Raw genomic sequence first — 16,103 nt, forward strand, 5'->3', positions numbered from 1 at the left:
GTGGGTTTAGCGATTCTCAATCGACTGGCGCAGCGTGCCTGCCGGGGCATGAACGCTCCCGCCGATATAGCGTACGTCATCCACCGCCCAGCACTGGCCTTCGCGGATCATCAGCACTTCATCCTGCCAGGTTTGGGTGCCCTGGGTCAGCTTCACGCGCAGGGGGATGTTACGCGCATCGGTGTTCGGAATGGTCGAGGCGCTGGCCACTTCGGCGCTGTCCGGCAACGTCGTGCGGCTGGAGAACGGATCGGATTTCAGCAGCGCGTTGTGCTGCGGATCGCGCGTGGCATCGTTCAGCAGTTTTGCCAGCCCATCGCTCAGATACGGACGCAGGCCGGTGAGATCGTTGCTGCGGTGTTGAATGCGATAATCATAGAACTGTTGCGCCACGGTATCCGGGCCGCCCTCTATACAGGGGCCGCTGCGGGTACCGATATCCTTAAAGGCTGGCGTGACCGTGGTGGTACACGCGCTGAGCACCAGCGCGCAGGGCACCAAAAGCGTTAAAGCAGAGTAGCGCATGTTGATTTCCTTATTTATTAACTATCCTTTCAATCATAGCGTAACGAACCGATAATGCTGGTGAAGTTATGGGCTAAGGCATTGAACGCTAAAGAAGGAGAGAAACCATGCAGTTTTCAACAACGCCAACCCTGGAAGGGCAGCCGATTATCGAGTATTGCGGTGTGGTCACGGGCGAAGCCATTCTGGGGGCCAACATTTTTCGCGATTTCTTTGCCGGTATCCGCGATATCGTCGGCGGCCGCTCTGGCGCGTATGAAAAAGAGCTGCGTAAAGCCCGGGAAATCGCCTTTAAGGAGCTGGGCGAACAGGCCAAAGCACTGGGGGCGGATGCGGTTGTGGGGATTGATATCGACTACGAAACCGTCGGTAAAGATGCCAGCATGCTGATGGTGAGTGTAAGCGGTACGGCGGTGAAAACCCGTCGATGAAACGCGCGTTTTCAACACTCCTGCTGGCGCTGTTGCTGGCAGGGTGCGCCACGGAAAAAGGCATTGTGGATAAAGGCGCCTATGAACTGGATACCCGCCACCAGGCGCAGGCGGCCTATCCGCGCATCAAGGTGCTGGTTATCCACTATACGGCGGATGACTTTGACAGTTCGCTGGCCACGCTGACGGACAAGAACGTCAGCTCCCACTATTTGATCCCGGCAAAGCCGCCCGCACCGGACGGTAAACCGCGCATCTGGCAGCTGGTTCCCGAGAACGAATTGGCCTGGCATGCGGGCATCAGCTTCTGGCGCGGCACCAACCGTATTAATGATACGTCGGTTGGCATTGAGCTTGAGAATCGCGGCTGGCAAAAAACGGCCGGGGTAAAACACTTTTCGCCGTTCGAACCCGCGCAAATTGCGGCCCTGGTGCCGCTCGCAAAAGACATTATCGCCCGCTATCAGATTAAACCCGAGAACGTGGTGGCCCATGCGGATATCGCGCCTCAGCGCAAGGACGATCCCGGTCCGCTGTTCCCGTGGCGCGAGCTTGCAGCGCAGGGGATTGGCGCCTGGCCCGACGCGTCCCGGGTGGCGTTCTATATGAACGGGCGGCCACGGTATCAGGCCGTGGAGACCGCAGCGTTACTTGATTTGCTCGCGCGTTACGGTTACGAGGTTCCCGACAACAGCACCCCCGCTCAGCAGAAGCGCATCATTATGGTCTTCCAGATGCACTTCAGGCCGCAGCTGTGGAACGGCGTGGCAGATGTGGAAACGATGGCCATTGCCGAAGCACTTTTAGAGAAATACGGGCAGGGGTAATCCTTCGGGATTAACCCGAATGCCTCGTTTTTGTGAGCATGATCATAAGATTAATCTTAAGTACATTCTCAATTCATTTTAAGTAAATTGATTTAAAATCGCCCTCATCTAAGATTGATTCATCGATTCACAGCATGAATCAAATTAAAGAAACAGTCCTCTTCTGGTTTTTTTAATTTCAAAAAGAATACCAACACATTTTACGGCAACGTAACGCCTTGTCGGATAATTTTCTTATTTAAACATCTTAATTGGGTATAATAATGTTAAGCATTTTTGGTAAAAAAACACGTCCCCATCATGAAATGGAAGCCATTATTTCTGCAACGGCCGGGTATGAAGAAAAAACGTTAAGAAAATGGCAAAAAATATCAACCTGCAACTCCGATAATATTCACATTATCGTCAGCGGAGAAGTCGAGTTCCGCCGCAGTTCTGATGACTTATGTATGTTTACGTTACAGGGACAATGTATCTTTGGTCTCTCCGCTATTTTCTACAACTCTACGCATATGCAGGGCGTGGTACGCAGTAATACCGTGGTTCGTACCATACATAAAGATCAATTCCAGCAGTTAATGACCCAACACGGGCTGTGGCCTGAACTGACTAAAGTGCTGGCCTGGTATATCTGTTTGCTCAGCAAGCGGGATGATGTTTTGGTTGCCCGCAGCGCGTACTCCGTCGTCCGTGAATTCCTGATAGAAATTAACGAACTGATTGTTGATCATCAGCGAGATATTAATATTTATGATTATATTCAGGAATACACCAACCTGGCACGTAGCACCATTATTAAAATTCTCTCAGACCTGAAAAAAGGTCAATATATTGTGGTCGAAAAAGGGCGACTGATTAGCCTGACCTCCCTGCCGGAAAAATATTAATCCCCTCCCGCGTCTCCTTTTATTATCGAAGGAGACGCATTTTGCGTTTCGTCAACCGGTGGTGCGGGCATTTTTCCCTTCGCCATATCATCCTGCTGCTGTTTTAGCGCCTGCATAAATAACATTTTTAATGAATTGTCTTCATCCGGCTGCGTTGCCTGCGCGTGTTTCATCGCCTGTTCGTGCGCTTCGGTGCCGGGTAAGGTATCGCGCGAAGTATCATGCGTGACGGGGCTGTCCGGCAATGCGCCATCAGGTGCCTGCTGCCAGTCATTTTCGTCGCTATTAATGGGCATATTGTCCATCGGCGGTAAATCTTCCTGCACTTTTACCGACTGCGGCTTTGGTTGCGGGTGCGGGAACGGTTTGGTGACATACACGTAATGCATATCAGAAAGGGTGGTGTCTGGCTTCGCGACGCTCACCTTTTTTATCACCGGCGCCGGGTGGCGCAGGTTCCAGTACACGTGCGCATACAGGCCTGCGACGATCAGCGCGTACAGCCCCAGACACCAGAGCGTCAGCACGCTGATAATTTTACTGAATGACGGCAAACGCCATGAGAACCAGACCGGTTCCCCGGTGGTATAGCTGCGCTGGGCAGCGAGGCAGATGGTAGACATTATGCGTGCTTCTCTTGCGTAGTCGGGTTAGCCTGGGTTGTCTGGATCAACACGCTCGGCGTGGTATGGGTTTCGCGCATCAGCTGCATCAGGGTGTCTTCACCCGGAATACCGTCGACGCGGAGGTGCATTTTTTCCTGGAATTCGCGGGTGCGCTTCATCAGCTCCGCCGTCCAGTTTTTATCGTGCGTTTCGCTTTCGCCCAGCGCCACGCTCAGCTGCTGATCCAGCCACTCAAGATCTTTACTGTCGCTGGCGGCGGTGATTTCGTCTTTGCCTGACGGGGTCAGGCGGTGCAGAAGGGTGTAATTGCCCGTTGCGTGCTGGTTATACCACGAGCGGCTCACCTGCCAGGTGCGGTTGTTCATCAGCAGATCGAGGGAATTTTTCCCGGCACGCGCCACGACGGCGTAATTAATGTGATCGCCTGTTTTAATCTCGCTCACCCACGGGTAACCGTCTTTCGCCAGCGTGTCCAGGGAGGCATTACCCTGTTTGCACATCAGGTTCACTTTTGCGGCATTCTGGCACAGGGCATCGTCGGCAGAGGCGTCATAGCCCCACATGGCGTAAAGCTGGTGCATGGCATCGGGCTGATTCACCACCTCCTGTTCGATAACCGGCAGTACCGGCGCGTCTGGCGTTTTTACCTGCTGTTTCCAGCTGGCCGGTACCGGCAGCGCCACCGGCAGTTTTGCCGTAATGGACGAGGTCATCATCCAGCCGCAGGCGGCGAACAGGACGGACGCGAACAACCCGATGGAGGCCAGCGTTTTACCACGCTTAGGCGCTGGCAGGGCTTCACCGGTGGCGAGACGCAAATGACGCGGTCCAACGTTTGGCGCCCGTTCGGTCCAGGCGGCCAGCATGGAAAGATGAGCCAGTTCGTTCAGCTTGCTGATGTTGCCTTTGGTCAGGGCGTGGGTTTTTTTCACGCGAGCGGGCGTCAGCGGAGAGACATCCGCGCCGTGCTCGTGGCACTGGGCGTCAACGTAGCTCAGGAACTCGCGGCAGGTCAGGTTGCGCAGGGTGTGGCAGGTCAGCACATATTCCTGCAGGGCAGAGGCTTTCAGCATCACTTCCTGGTCAGCCGTGCCCATCAGCACAATCGACAGGCGAACATCCAGCTCCTGCGCACGGGTAAGCAGTATGCCCAGCACGTCATAGCCGCTGGCCTTCATCGCCTGCGCCTGGGAAATGACCAGCACCTTGTGGGTCGACTTCGCATCGCGCCACTGGCGAATAATGGCGTCAACCGCCTGGAGCTTGTTCTTCTCTTTCGCTACCGGGTTGAGTTTGAAGAGCAGGCTACTGGCGCTCAGCTTTGGAAAGGCATTAATGCAGAGCACCGACTTGCTGCTGGCTTTGAGGGCATCGCTGAACTGCCCCAGCAGTTCGCTGTCGTGGTAAAAGAGCCCGGTGATCCCTGCCTGCTGGCTTTTCTCTTTCAGAAGATTAAACACATCCTGATGATAAGGCACCAGAAAATCGCCCGACTTGCGGGTGATATTTCTGAACGGCGGGGTACTGAATTTAAAATGGCTCTGATACATAACGACTTACCGTCTCTTCTCTTTAATAGCAATGGGCGAAAAGTACGGTAAGCCCCTGTCATGGTCAATTTAACACCAGAGTAAAAATAACCTGTCAGGCTGCATCTAACATTCCCTTTTTTTCCGGTCAATCATTTTCTTCATTAAAGTTAATAGCGAAGCCGGTGGTTTGCACTGGTCACGCTTATTACTATTTGCTCACTAAGTTATGCAGCATACCGCTGCGAATTCCTGCTTTGCTAAAAGGCCCGATAATAATGAGGAACGCATTCCTTTCCAGGCTAATGACGCCCTGCATAATGCTAGTCATGCTAATTTTTTGCAGCCAGCAGGGTTATGTCGTTTTTAAAGATTATAAAAAGGTTACGAATAAGTTAGCTAATGCTGATAAAGCGCCGCTAAAACCGCGTAACAGTGACAAAACGTTCGGTCTTTTTACGGCTGCGGTCCGTCAGGCCGACGTTCCGGCGGCGGTAAAAGCGCCGTTGTCTGCAGAAATTGAAGGCATCATCCGCAGCGATGAGTCGTGGCTGTCGTTCGCCGTGATTAAGACCCCCGCCGGGCAGCAGAGCTACCGGGAAGGAGAACCGCTGGTGGGGTTCGACGATGCGTATGTGGATGAAATTAATAAAGATAACGTGGTTGTTCAGTATGAAGGCACGAAGCAAACGCTCGCCCTCAAACAGCCGCCTTATTTTAAGGGCGATGCAGGCAATAGCCCGGTGACGAAATCGAAAAAAGATGCCGGCGCGGACAGTCTGCATCTCGATGATTATCTGGTGTTAAAGCCGTTAATCGATAAAGGCCAACTGGAAGGCTTTAACATTAATCCACGCAATGCGTCGCCTTTTTACAGTGAAACAGGGCTGAAACAGGGTGATGTGGTGGTGAAAGTGAATGACGTCGATATGACGAAAGAAGCGCAGGCGAAAAATATTATCGCCAACTGGTCGAAAATGAAAGAAGCGGAGGTCGTCGTCAGACGGCACGCTCACCTTGAAAATATTCGGGTTAATGTTCTAAACAATTAACAAGTGTAAATCATGAAGAAATTTCCATGGGCGTGCGTGGCGCTGACCGCATTGTCGTTATATTCCGGTTCGCTGTTTGCAGCCAACTTTAGCGCCAGTTTTAAAAATACCGATATTCGCGAATTTATCGATACGGTAAGTCGCAATCTGAATAAAACGATTCTCGTCGATCCGTCCGTTCAGGGCACGGTGTCGGTGAGAACCTATAACGTGCTGTCGGAAGAGGAATATTATCAGTTCTTCCTGAGCGTGCTGGATCTCTACGGTCTGTCGGTGATCCCAATGGATAACGGCATGATCAAAGTGGTGCGTTCCAGCGTGGCGCGTACCGCCGGGGTGCCGGTGGCCGACAGTAAAAACCCGGGCAAAGGGGATGAGATCATCACCCGCGTAGTGCGCATGGAGAACGTGCCGGTACGCGAGCTGGCCCCGCTGCTGCGCCAGCTGAACGATGCCTCGGGGATCGGCAACGTGGTCCATTTTGAACCCTCTAACGTGCTGCTGTTAACCGGGAAAGCCTCGGTGGTGAACCGCCTGGTGGATCTGGTTGAGCGCGTGGACCGTTCCGGTATGCAGCGTCGTGAAATCGTACCGTTGCGCTATGCCTCGGCGAAAGAGCTCTCCGATATGTTGAATAATCTCAACAATGAAGAGCAGAAAGGGCAAAACGCCCCGCAGCTGGCGACTAAAGTGGTGGCCGATGATGAAACCAACAGCCTGGTGATCAGCGGCACCGAAGATGCCCGCGCGCGTACCCGCTCGCTGATTGGCCAGCTCGACCGCGAACAGAACAACGAGGGCAATACCCGCGTCTTCTACCTGAAATACGCCAACGCCTCGAAAGTGGTGCCGGTGCTGACCGGTATCGGTGAGCAGCTGAAAGACAAAGCCGGTACCGCGAAAAGCAAAACCGCGACAACCAATAGCGAGCTGAATATCACCGCCGATGAGTCCACTAACTCGCTGGTGATCACCGCTCAGCCAAACGTCATGAACTCGCTGGAGAAGGTGATCGACAAGCTGGATATTCGTCGTCCGCAGGTGCTGGTGGAAGCCATCATTGCGGAAGTGCAGGACGGTAACGGCATGGATCTCGGCGTGCAGTGGACCGGCAAACACGGCGGCGTGCAGTTCGGTTCAACCGGTCTGCCCATTAGCCAGGTCAAAAACGGCACGATCAAAGGGGCCTCCTTTACTGGCCTGGCGACCGGTTTCTTCAACGGTGACTATGGCGCACTGCTGACCGCGCTCTCCACCAGCGGCAAGAACGATATTCTCTCCACGCCAAGCGTGGTGACGCTGGATAACAAAGAAGCGTCGTTCAACGTGGGTCAGGATGTGCCGGTGCTGTCGGGTTCTCAGACCACCAGCGGCGACAACGTCTTTAACTCGGTTGAGCGTAAAACCGTCGGTACCAAGCTGAAGATTGTTCCGCAGATCAACGACGGGGACATGATCCACCTGAAGATCGAGCAGGAGGTCTCCAGCGTTGACGCCAGCGCCACCGAAGACGCCAGCCTCGGCCCAACCTTCAACACCCGTACCATCAACAACGAAGTGATGGTCCACAGTGGCCAGACGGTGGTGCTGGGCGGTCTGATGGAAAACGTCAGCAAACAGAACGTGTCGAAAGTGCCGCTGCTCGGCGATCTGCCGCTGGTGGGACAGCTGTTCCGCTATACCTCGGAGGATACGTCGAAGCGCAACCTGATGGTCTTTATCCATACCACCGTCCTGCGTGATGACGACAACTACAGCGCGGCGACGAAGGAGAAATACGACCAGATCCGCGCCCGTCAACAGCAGCGTCTGGAGGAGAAAAAGCTCGGCATTGTTGAGAACACCGATAACGCCGTCCTGCCTGCCTATCCAAAGCAGGATCACTCCATGCCGGTCGGCGTGAGCGCACCTGCTACCACGCGCAACCCCTTCAAAGAGTAAGGGGAGGTGACGCGTGGATGAACTGACGAAACAGCTTTGCACCAGCGGCTTTGCGAAGGAGAACGGCATCCTTTTCTGGAACGACACGGTCTATATCCGTGACGACGTCCCCGCGTTTGCGCTACTGGAGATGCGCCGGGTACTGGGGCGCGCCTTTATGCCCCAGACGCTGAGCGCGGAAGCGTTTGATGAGATGCTGGCTAAAATCTGGCAGCAGAACAGCGGCGTTTCGCAGCAGCTGGTGGACGATATGGATGCGGATATCGATCTGATGGCGTTAACCGAGGAGATCCCGGACAACGAAGATCTGCTGGATAACGACGAAAACTCGCCGGTGATCCGCCTGATCAACGCCATTCTCGGCGAAGCGGTAAAAGACGGCGCATCGGATATCCATATCGAAACCTTTGAGCGCACGCTGAGCATCCGTTTCCGCGTTGACGGCGTGCTGCGCCCGGTGCTCCAGCCCGCACGTAAACTGGCCCCGCTGCTGGTCTCGCGTATTAAGGTCATGTCGAAACTCGACATCGCCGAAAAACGACTGCCGCAGGATGGCCGTATCTCCCTGCGCATTGGCCGCAAGGCGATTGACGTGCGTGTCTCGACCATTCCGTCGCAGTACGGCGAGCGCGTGGTCATGCGTCTGCTCGACAAGAGCAACCTGAAACCGGATATCAACAAGCTCGGACTCATTGATGAAGAGCTGGAAAAACTGAAAGGGCTGATTAACCGCCCGCACGGCATCATCCTGGTCACCGGGCCGACAGGCTCCGGTAAAAGTACCACCCTGTATGCCATTCTGTCGGCCCTGAACGGACATGAACGCAACATTCTGACCGTCGAAGATCCGATTGAGTACGAGCTGGAAGGGGTGGGGCAGACGCAGGTCAACCCGCGCGTGGACATGACCTTTGCCCGCGGCCTGCGCGCCATTTTGCGTCAGGATCCGGACGTGGTGATGATCGGGGAAATTCGTGACGGTGAAACCGCGCAAATCGCGGTGCAGGCGTCGCTCACCGGTCACCTGGTCATGTCTACGCTGCACACCAACAGTGCGGCGGGGGCGATTACCCGTCTGCGGGATATGGGGCTGGAGTCCTTTTTAATCGGTTCGTCGCTACTCGGCGTCATTGCCCAGCGTCTGGTGCGTCGGCTGTGTCCGCACTGCCGTACCACCAGTCCGCTGGATGACAATGAAAAAGCGCTGTTTAGCTTTATGGATAAGCCACCAAAGGCCATCTATCGCGCCGTTGGTTGCGACCAGTGCCGCCAGAGCGGGTATCAGGGACGCGCGGGCATTCACGAGTTTCTGGTGGTCGACAGCGCCATGCGCCGCGCCATTCATGAAGATAAAGATGAGATGTCCATTGAGACCGAGCTGTTCAAACAGGCCTACAGCCTGCGTGAAAACGGGCTGATGAAGGTCATCAGCGGTATCACGTCCCTTGAAGAGGTGATGCGCGTGACCGCCGAGCGTGGAGGCGATGAATAATGGCTTTCTACGCGTGGACCGCGACCGATGCCGCCGGGAAAACCCAGCGCGGCACGCTGCAGGCGGAAGGACCTAAGCAGGTGCGCCAGTCGCTGCGTGAGCAGAAGCTGATGCCGCTCACCATCACCGAAACCCGTGAAAATGCGGCCAGCGCTAAAGCCAAAACCGGCGCCAGACTCTCTGTGCCGGTGCTGTCGATGTTCACCCGTCAGCTGTCAACGCTGGTTAACGCGTCGCTGCCGCTGGAAAGCGCCCTGAAGGCCATTTCAAAGCAGACGGAAGACAAAAAGCTGGCGGCTATGGTGACGGAGATCCGCGAGAAAGTGGTGGAAGGCCATACGCTGTTTGATGCCTTCAGCCAGTTCCCGCGCACCTTTGACAAGCTGTACTGCACGCTGGTGATGGCCGGGGAAAAAACCGGCCACCTCGGCGATGTGCTGGAGAAGCTGGCGGAGTACAACGAGCAGCGCCAGAAGATGAAAAGCAAGCTGACGCAGGCGATGGTCTACCCGATCACCCTGACGGTGGTTGCCGTGGCGGTGATCAGCATCCTGCTGGTGGCGGTGGTGCCGCAGGTCATCGAGCAGTTCGTGCACATGAAACAGCAGCTGCCGATCACCACCCGCACGCTGATTGCGGTGAGCGATTTTCTGCAGGCGTACGGGATATACATTGCCGGGGGGCTGTTCGGCGCAATCGTGGGCTTTAAGACGTGGGTGAAGAAAACCACGAACCGCTTTCGCTGGCACAGCTGGCTGGTGAATGGCTCGCCGATCAAAAAGCTGGTTTGCGCCATCAACAGCGCCCGCTATATCCGTACGCTCAGCATTCTGCAGGCCAGTAGCGTCCCGCTGCTGGAGGGGATGTATATCGCGATGGACGGGATCGAAAACCTCTATGCCCGGCAGGTGCTGGAGCAGGCGGCGGATACCGTACGTCAGGGCGCTTCTCTGTATAACGCGCTGGACCAGGCGAAACTCTTTCCGCCGACCATGCTGTATATGATTGCCTCCGGCGAAGAGAGCGGGGAATTAGGTTCATTGATGGATCGCGCCGCGGAAAACCAGGAATCGGCATTACAGCATCGAATTACGTTAACGCTGTCGGTATTTGAACCGGCACTGGTGGTGACAATGGCGACAGTGGTTTTATTTATCGTGCTGTCAATATTACAACCGCTTCTTCAGCTCAATAATATGGTGGGTTAAATATGTCTTTAAAACGAAATAGCCTGAAAGGTCAGGCTGGCTTTACCTTGCTCGAATTAATGGTGGTGATCGTTATTCTCGGTGTGCTCGCCAGTATGGTGGTACCAAATTTAATGGGGAATAAAGAAAAAGCCGATGCCCAGAAAGCAACCAGCGATATTGTGGCGCTGGAAGGTTCGCTGGATATGTACAAGCTGGATAACCACCGTTACCCCACGACGGAGCAGGGGTTGCAGGCGCTGGTCACCAAACCTGATATCGCGCCAATCCCGAAAAACTACCGTGATGATGGCTATATTCGCCGCCTGCCGGAAGATCCGTGGGGCAATGATTATATTCTGGTCAGCCCGGGTGAACATGGCGCAGTGGATGTTTTCTCTGCGGGCCCGGATGCCGAAGCGAATACCGCGGATGATATTACCAACTGGTCTTTAGATAAAAAAGAGAAGTAATGAATAAGCAACGTGGGTTTACCTTACTGGAAATTATTCTGGCGCTGGTGATATTTGCCTCCTGCGCCATGATGGTGGTGTCGACAATCCCCTCGCGCAGCGGCGCGGATATTTTCGGTCAGCAGTTAAAAGCCCTCGTTGAATATGGTTCAGACCGTGCGGTAATGGACGGAAATATCGTTGGGCTGGTGATCACCACCTCAGAATATCAGCTGGTGACCTGGGCCGAAAAAGAAGGCGAACGACACTGGGAACCCTTAACCGCCGGGCGCATTGTCACCCACGGCCAGTTCCCGGAAGAGATGCACGTGTCGCTGTCACCGCAGCGCATTGCTGCCACAACCGACGCCACGCCGCAGATTGTCTTTTTGCCGGACGGGGAGATAAGCCGCTTCACGCTGTCCCTGCAGAGTTTCGATAAAAAGCAGCGCTTTCGCGTGGTGTCGCAGGGGGCATCACCGGTTTCGGTAGAGAACGATGACTAAACGCAAAGAACAGGGGATGACCCTGCTGGAAGTGATGGTCGCTCTGGTCATCTTCTCCACCGCCGCGCTGGCGCTGATGAACTCCGTCTCGCTGAACGTGCGCTTTACCCATGGCCTGGCCGATTCGCTGCAGGCGAGCTGGGTGGCGGAAAACCAGCTGGCGGAAGCAAAGCTGAGCAACACGCCGTTCCCGGATGCCCTGCAGACAGGGACTGAAATCATGGGGGGGCGAAGCTGGATCTGGCGCAAGCAGCGGGTGAAAACCGCCGAAAATCGCTTTGCCGATGAAGTGCAGGTGTACGCCGAAGATGATGAAGACAAACCGGTGTTGAGCCTGCAGATACCGGAACCCGGAGAGGTGAAATGAGTAAGCACATTCAGCGTCAGCAGGGCTTTACGCTGCTGGAGATCATGATTGCGCTGACCATCTTCGCGGTTATCAGCACGCTTGCCTGGCAAATTCTGGACGGGGCGATGCGCACCTCGAACGCCACCGACGTGGCGGCGACTCAACTCAACCAGCTTCAGCGCGCCTATAACCTGCTGGAGCGGGATTTCTTTCAGCTTCAGGCACGCGCGCCACGCAACGAGCCTGACGTATTTGTCCAGCACGACGATGCGCTGGAGTTGACCACGCTGAACGGCGTGAGCGGTCAGGTCCAGCTGGAGCGCGTGCGCTGGCGGCTTGAGGACAAAAAACTGTGGCGCGATATCTGGCCGGTTATCGACAGCCCTGCCGATGTGAAGCCGGAAGAGGTGCCGATCCTCAGCGATGTCAAAGAGATGACGTGGCGCTTCTGGAAAGAGGGCTGGCAGAACAAATGGACCGACACGGCGCATCAGCCGGACGGCGTAGAGCTTCTGCTGACCATGGAGAATGGCGATACCTGGCGCTGGGTATTTACCACGCCGGGTGATATGCCGGTCGCCCCGGCGGCACCAACAGAACAAACGCCTGCGCCATCGGGGGATGCGGCCACACCAGCGCAGCCACAACCGCAGCCGGTGCCCGCTCCGTCAGGAGAGAACAAATGAGCGGAAAATCGGTTCGAAAACAGCGCGGTGTCGCGCTGCTGGTGGTGCTAATTTTGCTGGTCATGATGTCGGCGCTGGCGGCCAAAATCAGCCAGCAGTTCTGCCGCAATCTGCAGAAAACCCGTTATCAGGTGAGTCAGCAGCAGCTGCGCTGGGCCATTCAGAGCCAGCAAAAAACCATTGAAGGTCTGCTTCAGACCTACGCCAGCGGTGACAGCCAGGGGCTGTCGCCCAAAGGGGAGTGGACAGAGACGGTGGAGACAGAGGGTGAACACTACACCGTGGTGAGCCAGATTGAGGATGCCCAGACCTGCTTTAACGTCAATAACCTGCTGGCGGCCGATCCGACCCCCGCAGTACAGACCGCAGGGGCGTTGCCGGAAAAACCGGTCAAAGCGTGCATCGTTGAGCAGCTTCTGACCGACAGCGGCATTTCCGCCGGTGACGCAGAAGAGATTTACCAGCAGCTGATGGACTATCTCGACGGTGATACCACAACGGCCAAAGAGGGGCTGGAGACAGATGCCTGGGCCGGCGTTGAGCCCGCGCGGCTGCCTGCGAATCAGATGATGCGCACCCCGGGGGAGCTAAAGCTGCTGCCTGCGTTTCCGGTGGCGGCCTACGGCAAGGTCAGTAAAGTGCTGTGCGCCTTACCCGACACCGCCAGCAAGGTGGATGTCAACACCCTGACCGAAGAACAGGCACCGCTGCTGGCAGCCCTGTTTATCGGCTCGCTGAGCGAGGACGAGGCCGCCCGTCTGATCGCCTCCCGCCCGGAAGAGGGCTGGGAGTCGATGGAGGCATTCCAGAAAGAGCTTGAGACAAATTATCCGCAGACCAAAGACGCCCTCAAGCAGGTTCAGGCGTTTCTTGCGGTAAACAGTCACTATTTCCGGGTCAACAGTACCGGCAATACCGATGATTTAACGCTGCGCGTCGTCAGCCAGCTTCATGTTGATAATGAAGCCGGGAAGGTGATTACCTGGCAACGTCGCTACCGAATGGTTGAATAACACAAGACGAATTCTATGAAACAGGTGCTTTTTATTCGTCCCGACACGCATGAGGACGGGAACATAATGTGGTGCGAGTCCGGTAGCGACCAGGTGGAACAGCGTCAGGGCGGGGCGTCACTGGCGGCGCTTGCCGGTCACGCGTTAGCCGCACGCGTCTGCCTGCTACTGCCGGCCAGCGAAATGATCTTCCGTCGCTTCACGTTGCCCAAAAAAGGCAGCGTTGAGTTCTCCTGGCTGGCAGAAGAGACGCTGATTGGCGATGTGGACACGCTTCACTGGACGGTGCTCAACAAGAAGGGGCGGGAAGTGGACGCGGTGGCCATTGATGCGGCGCGTTTGCAGTACTGGCTGGACCGCTGTGCCAATGCCGGGCTGACGGTGGTGCAGGTGCTGCCCGATGCGATCCTTCTGCCGGTAACCGAAGGCGGCAGCACGCTGGTCTCCACCGACAGCGGTTACTGGATGCGCTATTCGCCGTTTGGCGCCTGTGAAACCGACGCCGCCCTGTTGCCGCTGCTGTTGAGCCAGCAGTGCGCCGGTAACCTCGTCTGTTACGGCGATGCGCCAGCGGACGTGCAGGTGGATGAGCAACGGGCCTGGCAGCATCCGCTGGTGCTGATCCAGCCGCAGTGGAAAAGCAGCAAAGCAAACCTGCTGCACGGCGTTTTTAGCGCCACGGGTGCACAGACCGGTTTCCGTTATGCGAAACCGGCCCTTGCCGCCATGGCGGTGCTGAGTCTCGGGCTGCTGGTTGGCCCTCGCATCGGCATGGCCTGGATGCTCTCTAACCAGGAAAACCTGGCCCAGCAGCAGATGGTGGAATTGGCCCAGCACTATTTCCCCACGCTGCGCCAGACCACCAACCTGAAGTACCACTTCGGGCAGAACATCAAGAAAGAGAAGAAAGGGATCTTTCTTCAACTGGACGCACTGGAGCAGATCAAGCAATCGCTCCCGGCGGTCGAACTGAGTGAAGTGGGATACGACGACACCCAGAATCAGCTCACGCTGAACATCCGTTCGATGGATCCCACGGCGTTGCAGGCGTTCGTCAATAAGGCGAGTGATACCTTCGACTTTACGCTGCAGCCGGTCTCCAGTGAAGCGCCTTATACCGCTATCATCACAGGGAAATATAAATGAAAGAGAAAATTGGACAATTAAAAGCACGCTATTTGCGTTACAGCCCGCGCGAACGAACGCTGATTAAACTCTGTGGTTCGGCGCTCTGTTGCGCCATTATCTGGTACGGTGTGATGACCCCGCTGGATAATATTATTAAAAATGAGAAAGCCACGCTGCAAAAACAGAAACAGACCCTGAACTGGATGCGTGCAGAAATTAATAAAAATCACCTTCAGGCGAAAGTCTTAAAAACCAGTAACCCGAGAAGCGTGGTGGAAGAGAGTGCCAAAGAGATCCACGTTGCGCTGAGTAATATCCAGCAGGACGGGCAAACCCTGACGTTTAATATTGATCGGGTCAACGTCTATGAACTGAAAAACTGGCTTCGGGAGGTGAATTTAACCACCGGGGTTCGTCTGGAGAAAATGGATCTCACGCCGGTTGATCACCTTAGCGATGTAAAGGCCCAGATTAAGCTCTCCTGGGCGAAAGTGGCATGAACTCGCTGACGCTGCTTCAGGGCAGCCAGATGCCCGCCCTTTGCCTGCTCAGCGGCACGCTTGGCGGCATTATCGGCAGCTTTCTGGGGGTGGTGGTCGAACGCATTCCCCCGCTCATTAAAGAGGAGGAGGGGGCCGGAAACCTGCTGTTTCCGGCCTCCCACTGTCCCGCATGCTCCCACACGCTCGCCTGGTGGGAAAATATCCCGGTTCTGAGCTGGTGTTGCCTGCGTGGGCGCTGCCGCTGCTGCCAGACCGCGATCCCGCTGCGTCTGCTGTTGCTTGAACTTTCCAGTGCCCTGTTTTTTGCCCTAACGGCGGCGTACGCCCCGTCTGCGGCTGCATTGATGTCGCTATGGGTGCTCTGGTGTGGACTGCTGCCGCTGGCGGCGATAGACGCAAAACACATGCTGCTGCCGGACTGCCTGACGCAGCCGCTGCTGTGGGCGGGCCTGCTGAATCATGCGCTTTTTCATACCTTACCGTTGTCGGATGCCCTGTTTGGCGCAGCGGCGGGCTACCTGTCGCTGTGGCTTCTCTACTGGGCCTTTCGCCTGACAACAGGACGCGAGGGATTGGGCTACGGTGATTTTAAGCTGCTGGCTGCGCTGGGCGCGTGGTGCGGCTGGCAGGCGTTACCTTCGTTATTGCTCGCGGCGGCATTAAGCGGTATCGCACTGTATTTTGTTTTTTATAAAGCGGTTAAAGAAAATAGCGTTATTCCGTTTGGCCCTCTGTTGTCACTCGCCGGTTTGGTTATTTTTATTCTGCAGACCTTGCAATTCACATTCTGATTTATGTGGTCAAGTTTTTTTTGAAATTTTTTCGCTGAGGGAATGAAAGGACGTCAACTAATTCCCGGAGTATTGTAAGAAACATAAGCTGTAAGGATTGCCGCTCATGTCTTTTTATGGAGGGTATATTAGCACTATACATGGTTAGTAAAATTAAATTGGGTTTGTGGTTTTAATT

The 16,103-nt window shown here is 55.4% G+C and carries 18 protein-coding genes; 15 read left to right on the forward strand and 3 right to left on the reverse strand.

All coding sequences use genetic code 11. The annotated features are described in order from the left end of the window. Window positions 1-6: 6 nt before the first annotated feature. On the reverse strand, window positions 7-525 hold the full coding sequence (locus ACQG19_RS07975; RefSeq protein WP_013097359.1) for a lipoprotein: 519 nt from the start codon (window positions 523-525) through the stop codon (window positions 7-9). 107 nt (window positions 526-632) lie between these two features. Between ACQG19_RS07975 and ACQG19_RS07980 the strand changes: the two genes are divergently transcribed. The 3 genes from ACQG19_RS07980 (at window position 633) to ACQG19_RS07990 (ending at window position 2,670) form a co-directional block, all read left to right on the forward strand. Continuing rightward, window positions 633-956 carry a heavy metal-binding domain-containing protein gene (locus tag ACQG19_RS07980; protein ID WP_112012253.1) on the forward strand — a complete coding sequence of 108 codons (324 nt, stop codon included), beginning with the start codon at window positions 633-635 and terminating at the stop codon, window positions 954-956. Further along, window positions 953-1,783 carry an N-acetylmuramoyl-L-alanine amidase gene (locus ACQG19_RS07985; RefSeq protein WP_095455610.1) on the forward strand — a complete coding sequence of 277 codons (831 nt, stop codon included), beginning with the start codon at window positions 953-955 and terminating at the stop codon, window positions 1,781-1,783. Before ACQG19_RS07980 ends, ACQG19_RS07985 begins: the two co-directional genes overlap by 4 nt. Before the next feature lie 263 nt (window positions 1,784-2,046). Beyond that, entirely contained in the window at window positions 2,047-2,670 is a 624-nt protein-coding gene (locus ACQG19_RS07990) for a helix-turn-helix domain-containing protein (protein ID WP_047351950.1), read from the forward strand. On the opposite strand, the gene ACQG19_RS07995 is transcribed toward ACQG19_RS07990, so the two are convergent. Both ACQG19_RS07995 and ACQG19_RS08000 read right to left on the reverse strand, forming a co-directional pair. Continuing rightward, window positions 2,667-3,293 (reverse strand): hypothetical protein, encoded by a 627-nt coding sequence (locus tag ACQG19_RS07995; protein WP_222168577.1) that lies wholly within the window; start codon window positions 3,291-3,293, stop codon window positions 2,667-2,669. The two genes, ACQG19_RS07990 and ACQG19_RS07995, sit on opposite strands and share 4 nt — an antisense overlap. Further along, window positions 3,293-4,846 carry a peptidoglycan-binding domain-containing protein gene (locus ACQG19_RS08000; protein WP_222168578.1) on the reverse strand — a complete coding sequence of 518 codons (1,554 nt, stop codon included), beginning with the start codon at window positions 4,844-4,846 and terminating at the stop codon, window positions 3,293-3,295. The genes ACQG19_RS07995 and ACQG19_RS08000 overlap by 1 nt, the downstream gene beginning before the upstream one ends. A gap of 299 nt (window positions 4,847-5,145) precedes the next feature. Here ACQG19_RS08000 and gspC point away from each other — a divergent pair, with 299 nt between their 5' ends. Genes gspC through ACQG19_RS08060 form a run of 12 tightly spaced genes read left to right on the forward strand, consistent with a single transcriptional unit; the run spans window position 5,146 to window position 15,925 of the window. Beyond that, entirely contained in the window at window positions 5,146-5,877 is a 732-nt protein-coding gene (gspC, locus tag ACQG19_RS08005; RefSeq protein WP_029883203.1) for a type II secretion system protein GspC, read from the forward strand. Between the two features lie 12 nt (window positions 5,878-5,889). Then, on the forward strand, window positions 5,890-7,818 hold the full coding sequence (gene gspD / locus ACQG19_RS08010) for a type II secretion system secretin GspD (protein ID WP_013097352.1): 1,929 nt from the start codon (window positions 5,890-5,892) through the stop codon (window positions 7,816-7,818). Between the two features lie 13 nt (window positions 7,819-7,831). After that, the gene (gene gspE / locus ACQG19_RS08015) at window positions 7,832-9,310 is read left to right on the forward strand and encodes a type II secretion system ATPase GspE (protein WP_057071989.1); all 1,479 of its coding nucleotides are present in this window, start codon (window positions 7,832-7,834) and stop codon (window positions 9,308-9,310) included. After that, a complete protein-coding gene (gene gspF, locus ACQG19_RS08020) occupies window positions 9,310-10,518 on the forward strand; it encodes a type II secretion system inner membrane protein GspF (protein WP_020689910.1) in 1,209 nt (402 codons plus the stop codon). The genes gspE and gspF overlap by 1 nt, the downstream gene beginning before the upstream one ends. A gap of 2 nt (window positions 10,519-10,520) precedes the next feature. Further along, window positions 10,521-10,970, forward strand: a complete 450-nt coding sequence (gene gspG / locus ACQG19_RS08025) for a type II secretion system major pseudopilin GspG (RefSeq protein WP_013097349.1) — start codon at window positions 10,521-10,523, stop codon at window positions 10,968-10,970. Continuing rightward, the gene (gspH, locus tag ACQG19_RS08030) at window positions 10,970-11,455 is read left to right on the forward strand and encodes a type II secretion system minor pseudopilin GspH (protein ID WP_020689911.1); all 486 of its coding nucleotides are present in this window, start codon (window positions 10,970-10,972) and stop codon (window positions 11,453-11,455) included. The genes gspG and gspH overlap by 1 nt, the downstream gene beginning before the upstream one ends. After that, window positions 11,448-11,822: a type II secretion system minor pseudopilin GspI gene (gene gspI, locus ACQG19_RS08035; protein WP_029883205.1), complete on the forward strand. Its 375-nt coding sequence runs from the start codon at window positions 11,448-11,450 to the stop codon at window positions 11,820-11,822. The genes gspH and gspI overlap by 8 nt, the downstream gene beginning before the upstream one ends. Further along, window positions 11,819-12,490 carry a type II secretion system minor pseudopilin GspJ gene (gspJ, locus tag ACQG19_RS08040; protein WP_038419012.1) on the forward strand — a complete coding sequence of 224 codons (672 nt, stop codon included), beginning with the start codon at window positions 11,819-11,821 and terminating at the stop codon, window positions 12,488-12,490. The genes gspI and gspJ overlap by 4 nt, the downstream gene beginning before the upstream one ends. Further along, window positions 12,487-13,503 (forward strand): type II secretion system minor pseudopilin GspK, encoded by a 1,017-nt coding sequence (gspK, locus tag ACQG19_RS08045; RefSeq protein WP_246931505.1) that lies wholly within the window; start codon window positions 12,487-12,489, stop codon window positions 13,501-13,503. Before gspJ ends, gspK begins: the two co-directional genes overlap by 4 nt. Window positions 13,504-13,518: 15 nt before the next feature. Further along, window positions 13,519-14,649, forward strand: a complete 1,131-nt coding sequence (gene gspL, locus ACQG19_RS08050) for a type II secretion system protein GspL (protein ID WP_045295714.1) — start codon at window positions 13,519-13,521, stop codon at window positions 14,647-14,649. Further along, window positions 14,646-15,131, forward strand: a complete 486-nt coding sequence (locus ACQG19_RS08055) for a type II secretion system protein M (RefSeq protein WP_013097343.1) — start codon at window positions 14,646-14,648, stop codon at window positions 15,129-15,131. Before gspL ends, ACQG19_RS08055 begins: the two co-directional genes overlap by 4 nt. Next, window positions 15,128-15,925, forward strand: a complete 798-nt coding sequence (locus ACQG19_RS08060) for a prepilin peptidase (RefSeq protein WP_013097342.1) — start codon at window positions 15,128-15,130, stop codon at window positions 15,923-15,925. The genes ACQG19_RS08055 and ACQG19_RS08060 overlap by 4 nt, the downstream gene beginning before the upstream one ends. Window positions 15,926-16,103 lie beyond the last annotated feature (178 nt).

It is taken from the genome of Enterobacter cloacae complex sp. 277I4, assembly GCF_050031465.1.
GTDB classification, from domain to species: Bacteria; Pseudomonadota; Gammaproteobacteria; order Enterobacterales; family Enterobacteriaceae; genus Enterobacter; species Enterobacter cloacae.